At 71.4% G+C, this 21029-nt stretch carries 13 protein-coding genes; 8 read left to right on the top strand and 5 right to left on the bottom strand.

Annotated elements, in window-relative coordinates; all coding sequences use genetic code 11:
• Window positions 1-93: 93 nt before the first annotated feature.
• Both HCC61_RS10665 and HCC61_RS10660 read right to left on the bottom strand, forming a co-directional pair.
• Window positions 94-1635 carry a mannitol dehydrogenase family protein gene (locus HCC61_RS10665; protein ID WP_169135042.1) on the bottom strand — a complete coding sequence of 514 codons (1542 nt, stop codon included), beginning with the start codon at window positions 1633-1635 and terminating at the stop codon, window positions 94-96.
• The gene (locus HCC61_RS10660) at window positions 1632-3116 is read right to left on the bottom strand and encodes an MFS transporter (RefSeq protein ID WP_169135041.1); all 1485 of its coding nucleotides are present in this window, start codon (window positions 3114-3116) and stop codon (window positions 1632-1634) included. Before HCC61_RS10660 ends, HCC61_RS10665 begins: the two co-directional genes overlap by 4 nt.
• 114 nt (window positions 3117-3230) lie before the next feature.
• On the opposite strand from HCC61_RS10660, the gene HCC61_RS10655 reads away from it, so the two are divergent.
• A complete protein-coding gene (locus HCC61_RS10655; protein WP_206322300.1) occupies window positions 3231-4064 on the top strand; it encodes an IclR family transcriptional regulator in 834 nt (277 codons plus the stop codon).
• Between the two features lie 170 nt (window positions 4065-4234).
• On the top strand, window positions 4235-5515 hold the full coding sequence (locus HCC61_RS10650; RefSeq protein WP_169135039.1) for an amidase family protein: 1281 nt from the start codon (window positions 4235-4237) through the stop codon (window positions 5513-5515).
• A gap of 65 nt (window positions 5516-5580) precedes the next feature.
• On the opposite strand, the gene HCC61_RS10645 is transcribed toward HCC61_RS10650, so the two are convergent.
• Entirely contained in the window at window positions 5581-7230 is a 1650-nt protein-coding gene (locus tag HCC61_RS10645) for an AMP-binding protein (RefSeq protein WP_346777125.1), read from the bottom strand.
• 111 nt (window positions 7231-7341) lie between these two features.
• Between HCC61_RS10645 and HCC61_RS10640 the strand changes: the two genes are divergently transcribed.
• Entirely contained in the window at window positions 7342-8187 is an 846-nt protein-coding gene (locus tag HCC61_RS10640) for a helix-turn-helix transcriptional regulator (RefSeq protein ID WP_169135037.1), read from the top strand.
• 3 nt (window positions 8188-8190) lie between these two features.
• Here the strand turns inward: HCC61_RS10640 and HCC61_RS10635 are convergent, their stop codons facing one another.
• The gene (locus HCC61_RS10635) at window positions 8191-10059 is read right to left on the bottom strand and encodes an ATP-binding SpoIIE family protein phosphatase (RefSeq protein WP_346777124.1); all 1869 of its coding nucleotides are present in this window, start codon (window positions 10057-10059) and stop codon (window positions 8191-8193) included.
• Window positions 10060-10144: 85 nt separating this feature from the next.
• On the opposite strand from HCC61_RS10635, the gene HCC61_RS10630 reads away from it, so the two are divergent.
• The 3 genes from HCC61_RS10630 to aroQ all read left to right on the top strand — a co-directional run bounded on the left by HCC61_RS10630 (window position 10145) and on the right by aroQ (window position 16050).
• Window positions 10145-14728, top strand: a complete 4584-nt coding sequence (locus HCC61_RS10630) for a HAMP domain-containing protein (RefSeq protein ID WP_240968768.1) — start codon at window positions 10145-10147, stop codon at window positions 14726-14728.
• Entirely contained in the window at window positions 14725-15435 is a 711-nt protein-coding gene (locus tag HCC61_RS10625; protein WP_169135035.1) for a response regulator, read from the top strand. The genes HCC61_RS10630 and HCC61_RS10625 overlap by 4 nt, the downstream gene beginning before the upstream one ends.
• Before the next feature lie 117 nt (window positions 15436-15552).
• Window positions 15553-16050 carry a type II 3-dehydroquinate dehydratase gene (gene aroQ / locus HCC61_RS10620; protein WP_169135034.1) on the top strand — a complete coding sequence of 166 codons (498 nt, stop codon included), beginning with the start codon at window positions 15553-15555 and terminating at the stop codon, window positions 16048-16050.
• 19 nt (window positions 16051-16069) lie between these two features.
• Here the strand turns inward: aroQ and HCC61_RS10615 are convergent, their stop codons facing one another.
• A complete protein-coding gene (locus HCC61_RS10615; protein ID WP_346777123.1) occupies window positions 16070-18247 on the bottom strand; it encodes a glycogen debranching N-terminal domain-containing protein in 2178 nt (725 codons plus the stop codon).
• 140 nt (window positions 18248-18387) lie between these two features.
• On the opposite strand from HCC61_RS10615, the gene HCC61_RS10610 reads away from it, so the two are divergent.
• The gene (locus tag HCC61_RS10610) at window positions 18388-19587 is read left to right on the top strand and encodes a LacI family DNA-binding transcriptional regulator (protein ID WP_346777122.1); all 1200 of its coding nucleotides are present in this window, start codon (window positions 18388-18390) and stop codon (window positions 19585-19587) included.
• Between the two features lie 193 nt (window positions 19588-19780).
• Window positions 19781-21028, top strand: a complete 1248-nt coding sequence (locus tag HCC61_RS10605) for an extracellular solute-binding protein (protein WP_169135032.1) — start codon at window positions 19781-19783, stop codon at window positions 21026-21028.
• Window position 21029: the final 1 nt, after the last annotated feature.

The following is a 21029-nucleotide window of genomic DNA, read 5'->3' as shown; positions in this document are numbered from 1 at the left end:
CTGCTGTCCGTAGCTGGCTGCTGCCTTGCTGCTCGAAGCCGCCTGCTGCCTGATGCCTGCTCGCCGCCGGGCTCGCTCCCGACGGAGGTGGCGCTACTCCCGGGCCTCCGTCTTCCGCGAACCGCCGCTCTCTCCGGGCCCGTTCGGCCCGCCGGGCTCCAACGGCCCCTGCCCGTACGGGGCTTCGCAGACCGCCCGTACCGCCGCCGTCACTCCCCCGGTCTCCAGCGTCTCCAGCAGCGCGGCCACCGTGTCCGTGAACTCGCCGCGCTCGCCGAGCCGTTGCCCCAGCACCGCCTCGTCGGCCAGCGAGGCGTGGGCCAGGCGCCGCGCTCTCCGCGCACTGCCGCCGCCGCTGCCGCCCGCCGCCCCGGACCGGGCGGCCAGCGCGCGTATCCGCTCACCGCCGGGGTCGGCGGGCACTCCCGTACGATCCGCGTCCAGCCGCTCCGGATATGCGGCGCAGCACAGCCACGCAGCGACGGTGAGCGCCAGCGCCGCCGGTACCCGGCCCCGGTCCAGATGCCACAGCGCGGCGTCCGGCACGCGCTGGGCGAGCTTGAGCGAACCGTCCGCACCGACCTGTGAAGTGCGGTGCGCGAGCCGCCGGTTGGCGAAGCGTACGTCCAGCTCCGCGCGGTAGGCGGCGACGTCGAAGCCCTCGGGAAGGCCGAGCGTGGGCTCGTACTCGTCGCCGAGGCGCCGCACCGCACGCCCGAGCCCGGGGTCTGCGGCGGCGTCCGCGATCAGGGCTCGCCCGGTGAGCAGCCCGAGGTAGGCCAGGAGGGAGTGACTGCCGTTCAGCAGGCGGACCTTGACGGTCTCGTAGTCGTGCACCCGGTCCGTCATCACGGCGCCCGCCTCCTCCCAGGCGGGACGTCCCGCGGCGAACCGGTCGCGCATCACCCACATCGAGAACGGCTCCGCGGGGACGGGCACCTCGTCCCGGTGTCCCGCCTCGGCCGCCAGCCCCCGGTGGAAGTCCGTCGTGGCCGGCACGATCCGGTCGACCATGGTGTCCGGGAAGGTCACCGACTCCTGGAGGAACGCGAGGAGTTCACCGCCGTCGCGCCCCGGCATGGCCTCGGCGAAGTCACGCACGAGCCCGTGCAGGGTTTCGCCGTTGGCGGTGATGTTGTCGCAGCTGAGCACGGTGACGGGGGCGCCGGGGCCGAGTACCCGGCGCAGCAGTCCGGCGGCGAGACGGCCGACGGTGCTGCGCGGCGGGGCTCCCCCTTCCAGGTCGGCCCGTATGTGCGGGGCATCCAGGTCGAGACGTCCGGTGTGGGGGCTGATGTCGTAGCCCTTCTCCGTGACCGTCAGGGAGACGATCCGGGTCCGCGGATCGGCGATCTCCCGTACGGGCCGCATCGGTTCGTCGGCCGCCACGAACGCGTCGGTGATGCTTGCGACTTGGCGTACACGGGTGCTGCCCGGCGCGAGGGTGACGACGCTGTAGCGCATCCGCTGACGGTGCAGCGCCTCGACGACACCGCGGGTGGTGCCGGCGACCCCTGTGATCTCCCAGGGGTCGCCGCGGCCCGCCGCGTCCTCGGTGTACGGCGCCTGGTGGGCACGGTGGAAATTGCCCAGGCCCAGGTGCACGATGCGGGGCACACCGCCGTGTGCGCTCAAGAACCCTCCTCCGCGAGGGACTTGGCGCCGCCGCTGGCACCGCCGGAGCCTCCGCCCGCGGCCCCGCCTTCGTTCCCGGCGTCCTTCCCGGCGTCCTTCCCGCCCGCGTCCTCGTCCTCCTGCTCGACATATCCGTACACCTCGGGCAGCACGTACGTCGCCGCGAGATAGCCGGTCAGCGACAGCACCGAGACGATGACGGTGGCCAGCGGCACACCGAGGTTCTCGAACAGCACCGGGAAGAGGAAGATCGTCACGAAGGCCGCGAGCTTCACGAAGACGTAGCCGAAGCCGGAGGCCGTCGCCTTGTAGCGGCTCGGCGCGACCATCGAGGCGATGGTCATGCCGTTGGAGGCCGCCCAGTAGTGACCCCACATCAGACCCGCCGCGGCGAACGGCACCAGCACCTTCCAGTCGAGGTGGAGGAAGAGGGCGGCCAGCAGCAGCGAGACGAAGGACATGCCGAATCCCCAGCGGGCGATGCCGCGGTGGCCCAGCTTGGGCGTGACGGCGGGGGCGACGAAGCCGCTCACGGTGGCGAGGACGTAGATCGCCCCGGTGATGAAGTTGGTGGCCCCGATGCCGGACACACCGGTGAGCACGAGGATCACCGGCAGATAGAACGCGAAGGCGGCGAACTCCGCGCCCTGCATCGCGTTCGATATCCAGGCGAAGATGCTGGCCCGCCTGCGCACGGGGTCCCTGCGGATGCCCGCGAGGAAGTCACGGGTGCGCGGGCGCTCCATGGCGAAGTCCTCGTCGGGCAGCATCGGCAGATCGTCGTCGAACATCTTCTTCGCGACGGTCTTGGCCTGCTTGAACTTGCCGCGCTGGATGAGCCACAGCGCGGTGTCCGGTACATCGAGGCGCCCGATGAGGAGGACGAGCGCGGGCACGGCGCCCAGCGCGAGGCCGACCCGCCACAGCAGGCTGTGATCCATGCCGCCGAGGTACATCGCGGTGATGACGGCGATCGCGGCGATCTCGCCGAGGCCGAACATGCCCTGCCAGCGGTTGCCCATCACTTCCCGCTTGCCCTTGGGCATCGTCTCCATGATGTACGTGTAGCCGGTGGAGATGTCGCTGCCCAGCGGAAGCCCCAGCAGGAACCGGATGATCACCAGCTCCCACATGCTGTTCGCGAACCCCTGGGCCAGCGCGAGGATCACGAACAGCACCATCGTGGTGATGAAGACCTTGCGGCGCCCGAACCGGTCGGCGAACCAGCCCCCGCACACCGCGCCGATGAGCGCTCCCAGCTGTACGGCGGCCGAAGCCAGGCCGAGCATGCTCGCGCTGGGGTGCAGGTCCTCCTTGACGAAGAGCAGGAGGAAGGAGATCGCGTACAGGTCCCACGCCTCGATCAGGATCGTGGAGATCATCAGCCACCCGGTGCGGCGGCCCGTGTCGGTGCCGTGCTTGGCCAGTACGTGTCTGGCGGCGACGTCCGAGAGGTGTCGCACTTCTGCCTGCGCAGTCATAAGGCCTCCTCACGTGCCGGCCACATCGACGGCACCCCGGTTTTCCGTCTCGCGGAATGGAATTCCGGGAACTAGAATCCTGCCGCAACCTATGGAGAGTGCCTGGTGGTGTCAATGACTCCGACCGACCCGACCTCACGTGACTCGCCCGGCGGCGGAGACGGCGGCCCCGGCGGCGACGGCCACAGGGGCCGCGCCCGCAGCGGCGACGGAGCCGGCCCGCGGCGGCTGCTCCGGCTGATCGACGTGCTCTGCTCCTCCCAGGCACCGGTGCCGCTCGCGCGGCTCGCCGCCTCCGCGGGGCTGTCGAAGCCGACCGCGCACCGGCTGCTGCGCGTACTGACCGAGGAGGGCTGGGCTGTCGCGCACGAGGGCGGCAGCTACGGCATAGGTCCCGCGGTGCGCGCGCTGGGCGCCGCCGTCACCGGTTCCGGCAGCGGCGAGAGCATCGAGCGCGTGCTCGTCGAGCTCCAGAAGGAGGTGCGCCAGACCGTCCACGTCGGCGTGCGCAGCGGCGACCGCATCGTCTACACGCACAAGGTCGAGGGCGACCAGCCGTTCGCGATGGCCTCGCGGGTGGGCATGTACCAGCCGCTGCACTCGACGGCGATCGGGAAGTGCGTCCTGTCCGGGCTGGACGCGCAGAGCCTGGACGGCCTGGTCGAGCGCACCGGCCTGGAGCGCCGTACGCCCGCGACGATCACCACCCGTGCCGGGCTGGAGGCGGAGCTGGCGCAGGTACGGGAGGAGGGGTACGCGCTGGACGAGGAGGAGAACGAGGCCAACGTCAGATGCGTCGCTGTGCCCGTGCGCGCCGCCGGTCACCAGGTCGTCGGCGCGGTCAGCATCTCGACCGTCACGTTCGTGGTGGCGCGGGAGGAAGTGCTGGCGCTGCGCGGTGCGCTGTCTGAGACCGCCGCCAGGCTGGAGCCGCTCTTCGGCCGGTGAGACGGCGGAACGCGCCGGATGTCCGGCGGGCGCGATGACCGGGTACATCTCATCCGTCTCCCCCGCCCTCTCCTCCCGTCTCCCCTCCGGAATCCCGATCCCCGGTTCCCGTCTCCCGATTCCCCGCTCCCGATTCCCCGCTCTCTCGACCGGCTGCCCGCGGAGGCCCCATGTCGACGCCACCCACGTACGGACTCAACTCGCAGAAGGCGGTGTGGCGGGAGCGTGGCGCCCCGCTCGTGGCCCCGTCCGGCACCGGACCGCTGAGCGGTCTGCGCCTCGCCGTGAAGGACGTGTTCGCGGTCGCGGGCATGCGCGTGGGCGCCGGCAACCCCGAGTGGCTCGCCGAAGCGGAACCGGAGGGCACGCACGCCTGGGCGGTCGAAGCCCTCCTCGACGCGGGCGCCGAGATCACCGGCATCGCCCAGACCGACGAGCTGACCTACAGCCTCGACGGCACGAACGCCCACTACGGCACCCCGCCCAACCCGCAGGCCCCGGGCCGCATTCCGGGCGGCTCCTCCAGCGGCCCGGCCTCCGCCGTGGCGCTGCGTGAGGCCGACGCCGGTCTCGGCACCGACACGGCCGGGTCGATCCGGGTGCCGTCCTCGTACTGCGGCCTGTACGGGATGCGTCCCACGCACGGCGCGGTCCCCGTCACGGGAATGCTGCCGCTCTCCCCCGACTTCGACACCGTCGCCTGGCTCGCGCGGGACGCCGCGACGCTGGCACGCCTGGGCGACGTGCTGCTGCCCGCGGCGGGCGGCACGACGACGGGCAAGGACACCGGCCGCGCGCAGGGTCCCGGCCAGGATCCCGGCCGGGCTCCCGAACGGAGCCCCGGCGAGGCCCCCGGCTCCTTTCACACCGCGCTCGTGGCACCGGACCTGCTCGCTCCCGCCACCCCCGAGGTGCGGGAGGCCTTCGGCTCCGCCGCGGCCGGGCTGGCCGGACGACTCGGGCTGCACAGGGAGGAGTTCGCCTTCGGCGGCGACCCGGCGGAGCGCGCGGAAGCCTTCTCCGCCGCACAGGCCGCGCAGGTGTGGGAGAGCGACGGCGCATGGGTCTCGGCACACCCCGGCGCCCTCGGTCCGGACATCGAGCGCCGTTTCACCTGGGCGTCCGGGGTCGCCGCGGAACGGGTGGAGCAGGCAAGGGAGTCCGTACGGGCCACCGCCCGCTCCCTTCGCGCGGCACTGGCCCCCGGCACGGTGCTGCTGCTGCCCGCCGCGCCCGGGCCCGCGCCCGCGCGGGAGTCCGGAACCGCCGAGCGCGACGCCGTACGGAGCGCGGCACTCCAGCTGACGTGCCTGGCGTCCGGGGCGGGGCTGCCGTGCCTGGTGCTGCCGCGGATGACCGCGGGCGGCCTGCCCGTTGGGCTCTGCCTGATCGCGGACCGCGGCACCGACCGTGCCCTGCTGGACCTCGGGGTCGCCGAGAGCCTGCACTGATCCGCCGGCGCCCCGGCAGACCCTCCCTGCTCCCGGAACGGCGCGGCGCTCCGGGAACGGCGCGGCTACAGCAGCAGCCCCGGCGCCGCGTCGGTCTCCTCCATCGCCTGCCGGCGCAGCTCGACCTTGCGGACCTTGCCGCTGACCGTCATCGGGAACTCCGTCATGACGCGCAGATAGCGGGGGATCTTGTAGTGCGCGAGCCGCCCCTCGCAGTACGCGGCGACCTCCTCCTGCCCGGGGGGATCGCCGTGGTCGTTCGGGATGACGCACGCCAGGATCTCCTCGCCGAAGCGCTCGTCCGGCACCCCCACGACCTGTACGTCGGAGATCTTGGGATGGGTGTAGAGGAACTCCTCGATCTCCCGCGGATAGACGTTCTCGCCCCCGCGGATGATCATGTCCTTGATGCGTCCCGTGATGGCGACGTAGCCGTCCTCGCGCATCACGGCGAGGTCGCCGGTGTGCATCCAGCGACTCGGGTCGATGACCTGGGCGGTCTGCTCCTCGTCCTCCCAGTAGCCGAGCATCACCGAGTAGCCGCGCGTGCACAGTTCGCCTGGCTCGCCGCGGGGCACCGTCACGCCGCTGCCCGGGTCGACGACCTTGACCTCCAGATGCGGCAGCACCCGGCCGACGGTCTCGGTGCGGCGCTCCACGTCGTCGTCCGTGCGGGTCTGGGTGGAGACCGGGGACGTCTCGGTCATGCCGTAGCAGATGGCGACCTCGTCCATGTGCATCTCGGACACGACGCGCTTCATGACCTCCACGGGGCACGGCGACCCGGCCATGATCCCGGTACGGAGCGAACTCAGGTCGTAGGAGGGGAAGTCGGGCAGCCCCAGCTCAGCGATGAACATCGTGGGCACCCCGTACAGCGAGGTGCAGCGCTCGTCCTGGACGGCCTTCAGCGAAGCGGCCGGTTCGAAGCTGGGAGCCGGGATGACGACGCAGGCGCCGTGGCTGGTGGCGGCGAGGTTGCCCATCACCATGCCGAAGCAATGGTAGAAGGGCACCGGCAGACACACCCTGTCCTGCTCGGTGTAGCCCAGCAACTCCCCCACGAAATAACCGTTGTTGAGGATGTTGTGGTGTGAGAGCGTCGCACCCTTGGGGAAGCCCGTCGTACCCGAGGTGTACTGGATGTTCACCGGGTCGTCACAGCTCAGCACGGCGTGTGCGGCGCGGAGTTGGTCCTCGGTGATCTCAGCGCCCGCGTTGGTCAGCACCTCCCAGTACGGGGTGCCGATGTGGACGGTCTCCAGCAACTGGGGGCATTCTCCGGCCACTTCCCGCGCCATGGCCCGGTAGTCGCTCGTCTTGTACTCGGTGGACGCGATGAGGAGTCGCACGCCCGACTGACGCAGTACATAGGCCAGTTCATGCGTACGGTATGCGGGGTTGATGTTGACCATCACCGCGCCGATGCGCGCCGTCGCGTACTGCACCAGCAGCCACTCCGGACAGTTGACGGCCCAGATCCCCACCCGGTCGCCCTTGCCGATGCCGCGCGCCAGCAGTCCGCGCGCGAGCTGGTCGACGTCCGCCACGAACTGCGCATACGTCCAGCGCCTGCCGTCGCGTACGTCGACGAGGGCCTCACGGTCGGGGTGCGCGGCCGCGGTCCGGTCCAGATTGCTGCCGATCGTCTCGCCCAGCAGCGGCGTGGTGGCGGTCCCGCTCGCATACGAGAGCGCCGTCGATTCTCCGGTCACCGGGACCTCCTCCTCCTCGTGCCATGGCTTTAGCATCGTCTGGGAGTGATCTGCGCCTCACCACCCCCGAAAGGGGGTGACGTCGTGCGGAGAACGCGAGAGGGGACAGCCATGACGGATCCGGCCGAATCCGGGGCGATACGCGCCGCCCTGGCCAGGCTTCGCCGGAAGACGGAGATCCCGGTGGCCTTCGCGGGGATGACCGGAGAGGGCCGCGGATTCCGCATCACGGAGTTGACCGGTACGACGACGCAGGCGCTGCGCGGCCTGGCCATCGCACCGGGCAACGGACTCGGCGGCAAGTGCGTCGCTCTCGCCAGGCCCGCCTCCGTCACCGACTACCGCTCCTCGCGCGTGATCAGCCACGAGTACGACGCCGCGGTCGCGGCGGAAGGTCTGCGCTCCGTGCTGGCGGTGCCCGTGGTGGTGCGCCGCCGGGTGCGGGGCGTGGTGTACGCGGCGCTGCGCGAGTCGCTGGCGCTCGGCGACCGCGCGCTGGACACCGCCGCCGACGCCGTACGGGAACTGGAGCAGACCCTCGCCGTACGCGAGGAGGCGCAGCGGCTGATGGAGGCTCAGCAGACGCCCGTCGGCGACCCGCGCGCATGGGAGGAGGTGCGAGAGGCACACGCCGAACTGCGCACCCTCGCAAACCGGTTGCCGGAGGGCGAGCTGCGCCGGGAACTGCTCGGCGCCTGCTACCGGCTGGCCTCCGCGTGCGGCCCCGGCCATGAGCGCAAGCAGCCCTTGCCGAAGGCGGGCCCGCTGCTCACCCCGCGCGAGGTGGACGTGGTCTCCTGCGTCGCGGGCGGCGGCACCAATGCCGCGGTGGCCACCCGTACGGGGCTCAAGCCGGAGACCGTCAAGGCGTATCTGCGCTCCGCCATGCGGAAGCTGGGCACCCACACCCGGCTGGAGACGGTGGTGGCGGCGCGCCGCGCGGGCATCATCCCCTGACGCTCAGCCGCCCACGGCGTGCAGCACCAGGATCGCCAGGTCGTCCTCCACCGGGTCCGGACCGAAGTCGTGTGCCGCCTGCCGTACGCGTTCGGCCACTCCCATCGCGCCCATGCCCACACAGCCCGCGAGGATCTCCGCCAGGCCGTCGTCGTCGTCCAACTGCCGCTGCCCGCTGCGCCGTTCGGTCACGCCGTCGGTGACGCACAGCAGCGTCTCGCCCGGTGAAAGATCGAAGTCGAACGCGGTGAAGTCGGTGCCCGCGTCGATGCCGAGCAGCATCTGCGACTCCACGACCGCCGTCACGTCGCCCCTCGGGGACAGCTTCAGCGGCGGCGGGTGCCCGGCGCTCGCGATGGTGCAGTGCGCGCCGCCCGCCCGCGCGTCGGGCAGCAGCTCCCCGTAGACGAGGCTCAGGAACCGGGGCTGCGCGCTCTCCCCGCCGACGGCCACGGCCTCGGCGCCCTCCTCCGCCATCGCGGCGTTCAGCCTGCTCAGTACGGACTCCACGCCGTGCCCCTCGCGGGCGAGCAGCCGCACCAGGTGCCGGGTCAGCCCGGTGACGGACATGGCCTCGGGGTCCTTGCCCTGGACGTCGCCGAGGAGGAAGGACCAGCGGTTGTCGCCCATCGGGAAGAGGTCGTAGAAGTCGCCGCCGACGGTCTGCCCCATGGCGTGCGGCTCGTAGACGATCGCGGTCTCGACGCCGGGCAGGCTGGCCAGCGACGGCGGCAGCTGCCGGCGCTGGAGCGCCCGGCTGATGCTGGTCTGGCGGGTGTACTGACGTGCCGTGACCACCGCCTGTGCCACCCGCCGCGCCACGTCCTCGACGGTGCGGGCCACGGAGCCGGTCATCTCCGTGGGACCGGCCCGGCCGATCACCAGCGATCCCAGGCAGGTGCCGCCCGCGACCAGCGAGAACGCCAGCGCCGAACCGCCGCGCCCGTACTCGTCCGCGCTCTCCGGCCACGGCCAGGGGATGCCCACGGTGCGCAGGCTCGCCGGCGGCGGATCCGGTTCGAGGGCGAAGCGGAGCGCGTCGACCCTGCGTTCGTCGACGTGCCAGACCCGGGACAGGCGCATCGCTCCGGCCTCGGTGGTCAGCCACACGGCGACCCAGTCGGCCAGCCTCGGCACGAGCAGCTGCCCGGCCAGCGCGGCGACCATGTCCTCGTCGAGCTGCCCGGAGAGCAGTTCGCTGGCCTCGGCCAGGAAGGCGCCGCCGCGGTCGGCCCACTCCGCGCTGCGGCGGCGGTCGGCGTGCGACGAGGAGGAGAAGATCTCCGCGGCCTCGAGCTCTCGGTGCATGGCCTCGCTGAGCGAACCGGCCGGCCTGGGCACCAGCTCGGAGACGGCCAGCCGGAACCAGACGACCTTCTCCGTACGCCGGTAGGTGACCCCCCAGGACTCGCACAGCGCCCCCACGATCTGGAGGCCGAGGCCGCGGCCGCCGCGCCGCGCGGAGGAGTCGCCGCTGACCCTTCCGGTGGGCTGCCGGTCGACGACCTCGACCAGGACCGCGGTGACGTCGACGGGCCCGCGTTCCGGGTCCCCGTCCGCACCCGCGTCTCCGTCCGGGCTCGCGCCCGGGCCCTCGGAGTCCGCGGCGTCGCCCGAGGGCGCCGTCTCGACTCCGCAGGCGACCTCGATCTGGGTGCCGGCGTGCATGAGCGCGTTCGTGGCCAGTTCGCTCACAAGGAGCTCGGCGTCCTCGATCAGCCGTGAGACCAGCGGCCCCGGCGTCGTGCTCGCGCGCGCCCACTTCTCGATCTCCGAGCGCACGAGGGCACGAGCGGTGGAAGGTGCGAGCTGACTGGTGGGCAGGGCCCTCCGCGACGCGGGATCGCTCAGGCCGGCGGACGGCAGTCGCACAAGCCTCTCCTGACTCGGATGTTCAGCGATAAAGCCTCTACAATAGGATAAAGCTACACATCCAGGATGCTTGGGATGGGATGCCATGGAGGACCCCCAGGGCCGGTCGGTACGCGAGGCCGAGCTGCGTCCGCTGCTGGGCGCCATGCGGTCGCTGAGTGACGGCGACTTCTCGGTGCGCGCGCCCGCCGGAGGCGAGGGAGTCCTCGGCGAGATCGCCGGGGCTTTCGACCAGATAGCCGCGCGCAACGAGCACCTCGCCTCCGAGCTGCGACGGATCCGGCAGGAAGTCGCGAAGGAGGGCCGGCTGGACGAGCGGATGTCCGCCAGCCCCGGCCAGGGGTCGTGGGCGACCAACGTCGACGAGGCGAACCAGCTCATCGACGCCCTCGTGACACCGCTGACGAAGACGACGCGCGTACTGGAGTCGGTCGCGGACGGCGACCTCACCCAGCACATCGAGCGGTACGACGGCAAGCATGCGTACTCCGGCGACCTCGGGCGGCTGGACAGCGGCCTGACATGTCTCGTGGACCGGCTGTCCATGTTCACCGGAGAGGTCACGAGGGTCGCCCGCGAGGTGGGGACCGAGGGCAATCTCGGCGGCCGGGCGGACGTGGGGGAGCTCTCCGGCGACTGGCGCCGGGTCACCGAAGCGATCAACAACATGGCCGAGCGCCTCACCGGACAGGTCCGCGACATCGCCGGCGTCACCACGGCGGTGGCCCGCGGGGACCTGACGCAGAAGGTGATGGTCGAGACTTCGGGCGAGCTGCTGGAGCTGAAGCTCACCGTGAACACGATGGTCGACCAGCTCTCCGCCTTCGCCGACGAGGTCACCCGCGTCGCACGCGAAGTCGGCACCGAAGGCAACCTCGGCGGGCAGGCCGAGGTACGGGGGCTCTCGGGGGCGTGGCGGGACCTCACCGACAACGTCAACCTCATGGCCTCCAACCTGACTTCACAGGTGCGCAACATCGCCCAGGTATCCGCCGCCGTCGCGCAGGGCGATCTCAGCCAGAAGATCACCGTCGACGCCAAGGGCGAGATCCTCCAGCTGATGGGCACCGTCAACTCGACGGTCGACCAGCTCTCCGCCTTCGCCGACGAGGTCACCCGCGTCGCACGCGAAGTCGGCACCGAAGGCAACCTCGGCGGACAGGCCGAGGTACGGGACGTCTACGGGGTGTGGCGGGACCTCACCGACAACGTCAACCTCATGGCCTCCAACCTGACTTCACAGGTGCGCAGCATCGCCCAGGTCGCCACGGCAGTCGCCGGAGGCGATCTCAGCCAGAAGATCACCGTGGACGCCAAGGGCGAGATCCTCCAGCTGAAGACCACGCTCAACACGATGGTCGACCAGCTCTCGGACTTCGCCGACGAGGTCACCCGCGTCGCACGCGAAGTCGGCACCGAGGGCAACCTCGGCCGGCAGGCACAGGTGCGGGGAGTGTCCGGCGTGTGGGAGGACCTCACCGACAGCGTCAACTCCATGGCGCTGAACCTGACTTCACAGGTGCGCAGCATCGCCCAGGTGACCACGGCAGTCGCCAACGGAGACCTCTCCAAGAAGATCGACGTCGACGCACGCGGGGAGATCCTGGAACTCAAGGACACCGTCAACACCATGGTCCGCCAGCTGCGGGCCTTCTCCGACGAGGTCACCCGGGTCTCCCGCGAGGTGGGCACCGAGGGCAACCTGGGCGGCCGGGCCCAGGTGCACGGCGTCTCGGGCGTGTGGAAGGACCTCACCGACAACGTCAACTTCATGACGACGAACCTGACTTCACAGGTGCGCAACATCGCGCAGGTCGCCACGGCAGTCGCCAACGGAGACCTCTCCAAGAAGATCGACGTCGACGCACGCGGGGAGTTTCTGGAGCTGAAGACGACCCTCAACACCATGGTCGACACGCTCTCGTCCTTCTCCTCCGAGGTCACCCGCGTCGCACGCGAGGTGGGCAGCGAGGGCCAGTTGGGCGGACAGGCCCGGGTCGAGGGCGTCTACGGCACCTGGAAGGGCCTGACGACCAGCGTCAACGAACTCGCCCTGAACCTGACCACGCAGGTGCGCGCGATCGCCGAGGTCGCCAGCGCCGTCACGCAGGGCGACATGTCCCGCTCCATCTCGGTGGACGCGCGTGGCGAGGTCGCCGAGCTGAAGGACAACATCAACGTGATGGTGGCCAACCTGCGCGAGACCACCCGTACGAAGGACTGGCTGGAGTCCAACCTCACGCGCATCGCCGGGCTGATGCAGGGCCAGCGCGACCTGGTGGAGGTCGCCGACCTGATCCTGCGGGAGCTGACACCGCTGGTGAACGCCCAGGCAGGGGCGTTCTTCCTGGTCGGCTCGGGCGGAAAGCCGGGCGAGGAGCTGGAGTTCATCGCCGGCTACGGCACCAGCGGCGACGATGCGCCCGGTGCGCCGGGCTCCCCGCTGCGCGGGCTGATCGCCCAGGCGGTCGCGGAGAAGAAGCGCATCCTCATCGAGGACGCGCCCTCGGAGTACGTGCGGGTCGAATCCGGGCTGGGATCCGCGCCCGCGGCGAACATCCTCATCCTGCCGATCCTCTTCGAGGACAGGGCGCTGGGCGTGATCGAGGTCGCCTCGTTCAGCAAGTTCAACGAGATCTACCTGACGTTCATCGACCAGTTCGTGCACACCATCGGCGTCTCCATCAACACCATCCTGGCCAACGCCCGTACGGAGGTACTGCTTTCGGAGTCCCAGCGGCTGACGAAGGAGCTGCGCCAGCGCTCGGACGAGCTCCAGCGCACCAACGCCGAGCTGGAGGAGAAGGCGGCGCTGCTCGCGACCTCGTCCCAGTACAAGTCGGAGTTCCTGGCGAACATGTCGCACGAGCTGCGCACGCCGCTGAACTCGCTGCTGATCCTGGCGCGGCTGCTCGCCGACAACCCCGACGGACGCCTCTCCGAGCAGGAGGTCGACTTCGCCACCACCATCTACCGCTCCGGCTCCGATCTGCTCCAGCTGATCAACGACATCCTGGACCTGTCGAAGGTCGAGGCCGGGCGGATGGACGTACGGCCGCGGAGGCTGCCGCTGACGAAGCTGCTCGACTACGTGCACGCAACGTTCCGGCCGATGACCATAGACCGCGGGCTGGCGTTCGAGATCGCGGTCGGCGAGAACGTGCCGCGCGAGCTGTACTCCGACGAGCAGCGCATCCAGCAGGTGCTGCGCAACCTGCTGTCCAACGCGGTGAAGTTCACCTCCGCCGGCGGCATCGAGCTGCGCGTGGAGCGCACCATGGGCCGCGAGTTCAGCGAACCGACGCTGCGCGACGCCGAATCGGTGATCGGCTTCTCCGTGAAGGACACCGGCAGCGGCATCCCGCAGGAGAAGCTGGCGGTGATCTTCGAGGCGTTCCAGCAGTCGGACGGCACCACGAGCCGCCGGTACGGCGGTACCGGTCTCGGGCTGTCGATCAGCCGGGAGATCGCGGGCCTGCTCGGCGGGCGCATCGACGTCGAGAGCGAGGAGGGCGTGGGCTCCCGGTTCACGCTCTACGTCCCCGCCGTCTACCCGGGCAGCGCGCCTGCCGCCGAACCGGGAGCCGGGGCCACTACTCCCAGCGTCGGCAGCCGCCGGTCGGAGGGCGACGCCGCGATTTCGTCGGCGCCGCCGCCCGCGGCACTGCCCGAGGCGGAACCGCTCGGCCCGGCCGGCGCCGCGACGGCGCCGGAGCCCGGCGCTGCGGCGGAACCCGCGGCACCGGCCGCGCCGACGGAGCCCGCAGCGGCCCCGGAGCCCCCCGCACCCGCGGAACCCGGCGCACCCCCGGAGCGCCCCGCCGCCGAGCGGCCTGCGCCCACCACCGGGACCACGGCCGCCGCCTGGCCCGAGCCGTCCGAAGCGGCTCCCGCGCCCACGGCGCCCTCGGCCTCGCCGCAGGTCGAGCCCGTGGGTCCGGAGCGGACCGCGGGCACCGAGCCGCGCACCGACGAGGCGCACGACGCGTGGCCCGAGACGACCCAGCTCAAACAGTGGCTCGGCGGACCACGGGGCCAGGTGCTGTCGGGAACGCACGTGCTCATCGTCGACGACGACATCCGCAACGTCTTCGCGCTCACTCACGTACTGGGCCGCGTGGGCGTCTCCGTGAAGTACGCCGAGAACGGCCGCGAGGGCCTGGACGTACTGGACCGCTCCCCCGAGGTGTCGATGGTCCTGATGGACATCATGATGCCGGAGATGAACGGCTACGAGGCGATCCAGACCATCCGGCAGACGCCACGCCTGGCCGGTCTCCCCGTCATCGCGCTGACGGCGAAGGCCATGTCCGGCGACAGCCAGAAGGCGCTCGACAGCGGCGCCGACGTGTACGTCGCCAAGCCGGTCGATCTGGACGAGCTGCTCCAGTCCATGTACGACCTGCTCACCCGCGGCGGCGACGGGGCCGGGCCCGCCGGCGACGGCGCGGCACCCGCGCGTGACAGCGCGGGACCGGGACCCGCGGGCGACCGGGCGCCCGGAACGGACGGCACGGGGTCCACGGCCACCGGCGATCCGGCACCGTACCGGCCGGAGACAGACGGGTCGCACGGCACCGCACCGCCCGACGGCGCCGGAGGGCGCGAGCACCACAGCGCACCGCCCGGCGACGTCAGGGGCGCCGAACCTCCGGGGCGGACGGGATGAGCAGCGCTCCGGCACCCGACAGGTCGAGCATCCTCATCGTCGACGACATGGAGGAGAACCTCGTCGCGCTGGAGGCCGTACTCGGGCCTCTGGACCAGCAGTTGGTGACCGCGCGCTCCGGGGAGGACGCGCTGAAGGCGATGCTCCGCCAGGACTTCGCGGTCGTGCTGCTGGACGTGCTGATGCCGGGGATGGACGGCTTCGAGACCGCGAGCAACATCAAACGTCTCGACCAGACCAAGGACGTGCCGATCATCCTGCTGACCGGCACCGACGTCGACGCGGACTACGCGTACCGCGGATACGCGCTGGGCGCCGCGGACTTCCTCTCCAAGCCCATCGATCCGTGGGTGCTGCGTACGAAGGTCAACGTGTTCCTCGACCTGGACCGCAAGAACAGGCAACTGGCCGTCCAGGCCGAGCAGTTGCGCCGTCTCCTGGTGGCCGAGCACTCACCCCGCGGCTCCGGGGGCGGCGCGGCGGCGGAGGGGCCGCTGGAGGGCACCTGGTCCGCCGGCGGTCAGCAGGAGGGCATGGGATCCGGCAGGGGCGGCGCGGAACAGCTCGCGGCGATCACGGAGAGGCTCGTGCAGATCGAGATGATGCTGCGCGAGCGCGAGACCGCCGATGCGTCCGAACTCTCCGACCGCATAGCGGAGTTGGAGCACGAGGTGCGAAGGCTCGGGCCGGGCGGGAACAAGATCTGAACGGAACGGGCGCAGCCGCACCTGCCCTGCCGGTCGTGCGGGCTCGGTATGCGAGCTCGGCATCTGGGCTTGGTATAACCGACGGACCGGTTCGTACATTGAGGGAAGAAGCGACAGATGCCCACGCCGCACTCCGACGACATCCCCGTGCTCGTGCTCAACGGCCCGAACCTGAATCTGCTCGGCCTGCGGGAGCCCGGGATCTACGGCAGCGACAGCCTGGAGACGATCGAGGAGCTGTGCCGTAGTACGGCGAAGGCGCACGGTCTGCGCGCGGACTGCCGGCAGAGCAACCACGAGGGCGTGCTCATCGACGCCGTGCACGAGGCGCGGACCGCACACCGCGCGATCGTCATCAACCCGGCGGGATACAGCCACACTTCGGTGGCGCTGCGGGACGCGCTGGCGGGCGTCGCCTCCGCCGCACCGGGCGGCCCGGGAGCCGCGCCCATGCCCGTCGTCGAGGTGCATCTGTCCAACATCCACAAGCGGGAGGCGTTCCGCCACCACAGCTATGTCTCCGCCGTCGCCGACGCCGTGATCTGCGGCGCCGGGGCGCACGGATACGCCCTGGCGCTGGCGCACGTGGCCACGCTGCTGCGCGAGGGGCGCTGACCGCGGGCCCAAGCCCCCGCTACCGCTCCGGTGCCGCCTCCACCGTCACCGACTCCCCGGGGAGCCCCGTGACCCGCGGTGTGCCCTCCGCGTCCACCGCGACCTCGAACTCCCGCTCCCCCAGCCGCAGTCCGCTCGCCCGCAGCGGCAGATACCCGGCGGCCGTGCCGGGCCGTACCGTGAGACGCCCGCCCGGAGCGTCGGCCCGCAGTCCCAGCACCGACTGAAGCACCGTCACCGCCGAGGCGGCGGCCCACGCCTGCGGGCGGCAGGCCGCCGGGTACGGAGCGGGCCTGGTGTCCGTCCCGGAGCCGTGCCCGGCGAACAGCTCGGGCAGCCGCCCGTCGAAAGCCGCCGCCGCCCTCACGAGACCGGCCGACAGGGAGGCCGCGGCGGCGTGGTGCCCCTCGCGTGCGAGCCCCTGGACGGCGATGGCCGTGTCGTGCGGCCAGACGGTGCCGATGTGATAGCCGAGGGGGCTGAATCCGCCGGAATCCGCCGCGAGCGTGCGCAGCCCGAAGCCGCTGTCGAGGTCCGGGCCGGCCAGGCGCTCGGCGACGAGGCGGCTCTCCTCCTCGTCGAGCAGTCCCGTGCCCAGCAGATGGCCGATGTTCGAAGTGAGCGCGTCCAGGGGCTGTTTGTCGCGTCCCAGCGCGATGGCCGGGTAGGGCCCGGCGGCGTCCTCCACCCAGAAGCGCTCACGGAAGCGGAGCTTCAGCCGGTGCGCCCACTCCTCCCAGCGGTCCGCGCCGGGGCGCCCGAAGTGCCTCAGCAACCGCGCGGCGGACAGGGCTGCTTCGTGTGCGTATGCCTGCACCTCGCAGAGCGCGACGGGCGGTTCGGCGAGGCTGCCGTCGCGGCGGCGCACGGCGTCGCCGGAGTCCTTCCAGCCCTGGTTGGCCAGCCCGCGCCCGGTGCTGTCGACGTATTCGAGGAATCCGTCGCCGTCGGCGTCGCCGTACTCGTCCATCCAGGCCAGCGCCGACTCCGCGTGCGGCAGGAGGAGTTCGACGTCCTCGGGCGGCATGCCCCAGCACCAGGCCTCGTACAGCAGAGTCACCCACAGCGGGGTCGCGTCGACCGTGCCGTAGTAGCAGGGCGGTACGGACAGGCCGTCCCCGAAGTGCAGCCCGTCGCGGCGGATCTCGTGGAGGATCTTGCCGGGCTGCTCCTCCGTGGCCGGGTCGACGGCCGTGCCCTGGCGGCGTGCGAGGGTGCGCAGCGTGCCGGCGGCGAGCGAGGTGCCGAGCGGCAGCAGCATGCGGGCCGCCCAGATCGAGTCCCGTCCGAAGAGGGTGAGGAACCAGGGGGCGCCGGCCGCGAGGAAGGTGTCGCCGCGCTCCAACGGGTCGGCGAGCAGCAGCGATCCGAGGTCCGAGCACGACCGGGCGAACCAGTGGTCGAGCGCGTGGTCCGCGGTGGTGAGCGCCGCACCGGCCGCGAGCGCTTCGCGTGCGGCGGGTGCGGCCGGGCTGAAGGCGTCACCCTTGGCGTCGTCGACGGTGCAGCGCAGCGTGGCCTGCCAGCGCTCGCCCGGGCCGAGTTCGACGCCGTAGCGCAGCTCGGCGGCCTCGGCGGGGCCGAGTTCGACGCCGTAGCGCAGCTCGGCGGCCTCGGCGGGGCCGAGTTCGGCGCCGTCGGGTGCGGGCGTGCATGCGAGCCGCGCCGTGAACTCGCCGTCGCTCCAGGTCAGTCCGTCCGGCTCGATCCGCGGGGCCACGTCGGGCACCGGGCGGCCCGACTTGATCGCCTCCAGCGAGGCGAGGTCGCTGGCGGCGCGCAGCGTCAGCCGTATGTGCACGGAGGTCAGACCCGCGTTGTGCAGGGTGAGCGTCTCCACCGACCGGCCCGGCTCCACGACGCGGCGGCGCTCCAGGGTGACCGCGGGGTCCGGGCTGTGCTCGGCCAGTCCGCGCAGCACCGTACGGAACGAGGCGCGGTCGGCGGAGTCCGGGCCGCCGCTGATGGACGCGTTGGGCACGTCCTCGGCGAAGGCGACGAGCATGGACAGGGCACGGCGGTCGCCGTGGTAGAAGCCGTCCGGGCCCTCACTGATCTGACCGTCCGGGCGGGAGACCGCCATGCTCGGGGCGCAGAGCGTGATGCAGGCGTCGTGCAGGAACGGCTGGAGTTCAGCCGGTGCGGCGGGTGCGCTCGTGCCGCCTGTGCCGTCATGAGTCTTGACAGTCGTCTCCACGTGGGCGCAACCTCTCAGCCATTGGATCGATCAAAAAAGACCCTAGCAAAGAGGTCAAGGGCGCGAATTGCCCTTTTTACAGGGGGAGATCATCCGATCCGCCGCCGTTCGTCCGTATCGTCCCGGGGAGCCTTTCCGTCATGCCGCCTCGCTCCGATCCATCGCCGCCCGCATCCGGCCAGGACACGGATGCGGGTGCCGCCACGGGCGCGGGAACGGGCCCCGGCTCCGGCTCGGGCCCGGGCTCCAACTCCGGCCCGGGCTCCAACTCCGGTTCCGGTTCCGGTTCCGGTTCCGGTTCCGGCTCCGGCTCCGGCTCCGGCTCCGGCTCCGGCACGGTCACCATGGCGATGGTCGCCCGGCGGGCCGGCGTCTCCACGCAGACGGTCTCCAACGCGCTCAACACCCCCGACCTGCTGCGCCCCGAGACCCTGGAACGCGTCCGCCGCGCCGTGGACGAGATGGGCTACCGGCCGCACCGCGCGGCCCGTTCGCTGCGCACGCGCGCCAGCAGGCTCATCGGCTTCGGGATAGAGCCCGCGGGCCCCGGCAACATGGTGCTCGACCGCTTCCTGCACGCGCTGTCGGAGACGGCGGACGCCGCCGGCTACCGGCTGCTGCTGTTCGCCGCGGGATCCGGGCAGCGCGAACTCGCCGCCTATGAAGAGCTGCTGGGCGAGCACGGCGTCGACGCGTTCGTGCTGAGCAACACGGCGTACGGCGATCCGCGCCAGGCATGGCTGCACGAACGCGGCATCCCCTTCGTCGCGTTCGGCCGGATGTGGTCCGAGCAGAAGATCGGCGACTGGGTCGACGTCGACGGCGCGGCGGGCACCGAGGCGGCCGTGGAGCGGCTGGTCGCGGAGGGGCACGAGCGGATCGGCTTCCTCGGCTGGCCGCCGGGCTCCGGTTCCGGCGACGACCGCGCCGAGGGGTGGCAGCGGGCGCTGCGCGCGCACGGTCTGGACGGACCCGGGCTGCGCGCGGAGAGCGTCGACGACGTGGTCACAGCCGCACGCGCCGTGAAGCCGCTGCTCACCACGGGCGTCACCGCGGTCGTGGCCGCCAGCGACACCCTCGCGCTGGGCTGCTACCGCGCCGTCGACGACGCGGGAGGCACCCCCGGGCGCGAGGTGTCCGTGGTCGGCTTCGACGACTCCTCGGTCGCTCCGCTCCTCTCCCCCGGCCTCGCGAGCGTGGCGCAGCCGCTCGGCGACGTCGGACGGGAGGCGATGCGGATGCTGCTGGCCCGCATGGCCGATCCTGCGAAACCTCCCGAACGGGTGCTGCTGCCGCCCGCTCTCGTCGTACGGGCGTCGCTCGGCGCCGCCTCCGGCTGATCCCCGCGGACGCCACCGCGGCGCTCCGCCCCCGGCCCCATGCAACCCGCTCAACCACCGAGGCTCCCGCGAGGCCACCGGACGAACCGGCCCCGCGCACGGCACGAACCACCTCGAACTCCCCCGCAGTCCACGGGAGTTCACGAATCCAGAATTTCATGAATCCACGCATCGACTCCCTCAGGAGGCCCGAATGTTCCGTCGCTCCACAGTGGCTGTCACCGCGCTCGCGGTGCTGGCCACCACCGCGACCGCCTGTTCGTCCGGGTTCGACAAGAGCAAGAACGGACCCGAGCAGGACACCGGCAAGCGCCAGTCCCTGCGCGTGCTGATCGCCACCTCCGGTGACGCCGAGACCAAGGCCGTGAAGAAGGCGACCGCGGCCTGGGAGAAGAAGTCCGGGAACAAGGTCACGCTGCAACTCGCCAAGGACATGGACCAGCAGCTGGCACAGGCCTTCGCGGGCAACAATCCGCCGGACGCCTTCTACGTCAACTCCGACCAGTTCGCCAACTACGCCAAGGGCGGCTCGCTGTACGCGTACGGCGACAAGATCCCCGACGCCGACGACTTCGCTCCGCAGCTGCGCAAGGCGTTCACCTACGACGGCAAGCTCGTATGCCTGCCGAAGGACTCCTCGACGCTCGGCCTGGCGGTCAACACCGAGAAGTGGAAGAAGGCCGGGCTGACTTCGAAGGACTACCCCCGCACCTGGGACGAGCTGGAGAAGACGGCCGGCAAGCTGACCACGGGCAAGACCACGGGGCTGGTGACGACCAACGAGTACCAGCGTCTCGGTGTGTTCATGAAGCAGGCCGGCGGCTGGATAACGAACTCCGACGAGTCGAAGATGACCGCCGACGACGGGAAGAACGCCGAGGGCCTTTCGTTCGCGCGGAAGATGCTGCGCTCCGGCTCGATGAAGTTCGCCAAGCAGGTGGACACCGGCTGGGCGGGCGAGGCGCTCGGCAAGGGCAGGGCAGCCATGATCATCGAGGGCAACTGGCTGGCCGGCGCGATGAAGGCGGACTTCCCCGACGTCAAGTACAAGATCCTTCCGCTGCCCGCGGGCCCGGCCGGCAAGGGCACCCTGGCCTTCAGCAACTGCTGGGGCGTGGCGAAGGAGAGCACGCACCACGAGGCGGCCGTCGACATGATCCGCCATCTCACCTCGAAGAAGGAGCAGTTGGCCTCCTCCGACGCGGTCGGGGTCATGCCGTCCCGGGACAGCATCATGAAGACCTTCGCCGAGCAGCACCCGGAGTCCAAGGCGTGGGTGGAGGGCAACTCCTACTCGCAGCGCCCGGTGACGATTCCCGGGTTCACCAAGGTCCTCGACCAGTTCAACGCCGACCTCCAGTCGCTGCGTACGGGCTCGCCCGCCGAGATCCTCTCCACGCTTCAGCGCAACGGCGAACAGGCCATCAAGAAGGGCGACTGAC

It is taken from the genome of Streptomyces sp. HNM0575, assembly GCF_012726265.1.
Taxonomy (GTDB): domain Bacteria; phylum Actinomycetota; class Actinomycetes; order Streptomycetales; family Streptomycetaceae; genus Streptomyces.
The sequence above is the reverse complement of the archived record's forward strand: the minus strand, read 5'-3'. Positions and strand labels throughout refer to the sequence as shown.

What these genes read in the sequence shown, in the direction of transcription:
- HCC61_RS10655 (WP_206322300.1), top strand. Translation starts at nt 3,231, where the DNA reads ATGACTCCGACCGACCCGACCTCACGTGACTCGCCCGGCGGCGGAGAC.
- HCC61_RS10650 (WP_169135039.1), top strand. Translation starts at nt 4,235, where the DNA reads ATGTCGACGCCACCCACGTACGGACTCAACTCGCAGAAGGCGGTGTGG.
- HCC61_RS10610 (WP_346777122.1), top strand. Translation starts at nt 18,388, where the DNA reads ATGCCGCCTCGCTCCGATCCATCGCCGCCCGCATCCGGCCAGGACACG.
- HCC61_RS10660 (WP_169135041.1), bottom strand. Translation starts at nt 3,116, where the DNA reads ATGACTGCGCAGGCAGAAGTGCGACACCTCTCGGACGTCGCCGCCAGA.
- HCC61_RS10630 (WP_240968768.1), top strand. Translation starts at nt 10,145, where the DNA reads ATGGAGGACCCCCAGGGCCGGTCGGTACGCGAGGCCGAGCTGCGTCCG.
- aroQ (WP_169135034.1), top strand. Translation starts at nt 15,553, where the DNA reads ATGCCCACGCCGCACTCCGACGACATCCCCGTGCTCGTGCTCAACGGC.
- HCC61_RS10640 (WP_169135037.1), top strand. Translation starts at nt 7,342, where the DNA reads ATGACGGATCCGGCCGAATCCGGGGCGATACGCGCCGCCCTGGCCAGG.
- HCC61_RS10605 (WP_169135032.1), top strand. Translation starts at nt 19,781, where the DNA reads ATGTTCCGTCGCTCCACAGTGGCTGTCACCGCGCTCGCGGTGCTGGCC.
- HCC61_RS10625 (WP_169135035.1), top strand. Translation starts at nt 14,725, where the DNA reads ATGAGCAGCGCTCCGGCACCCGACAGGTCGAGCATCCTCATCGTCGAC.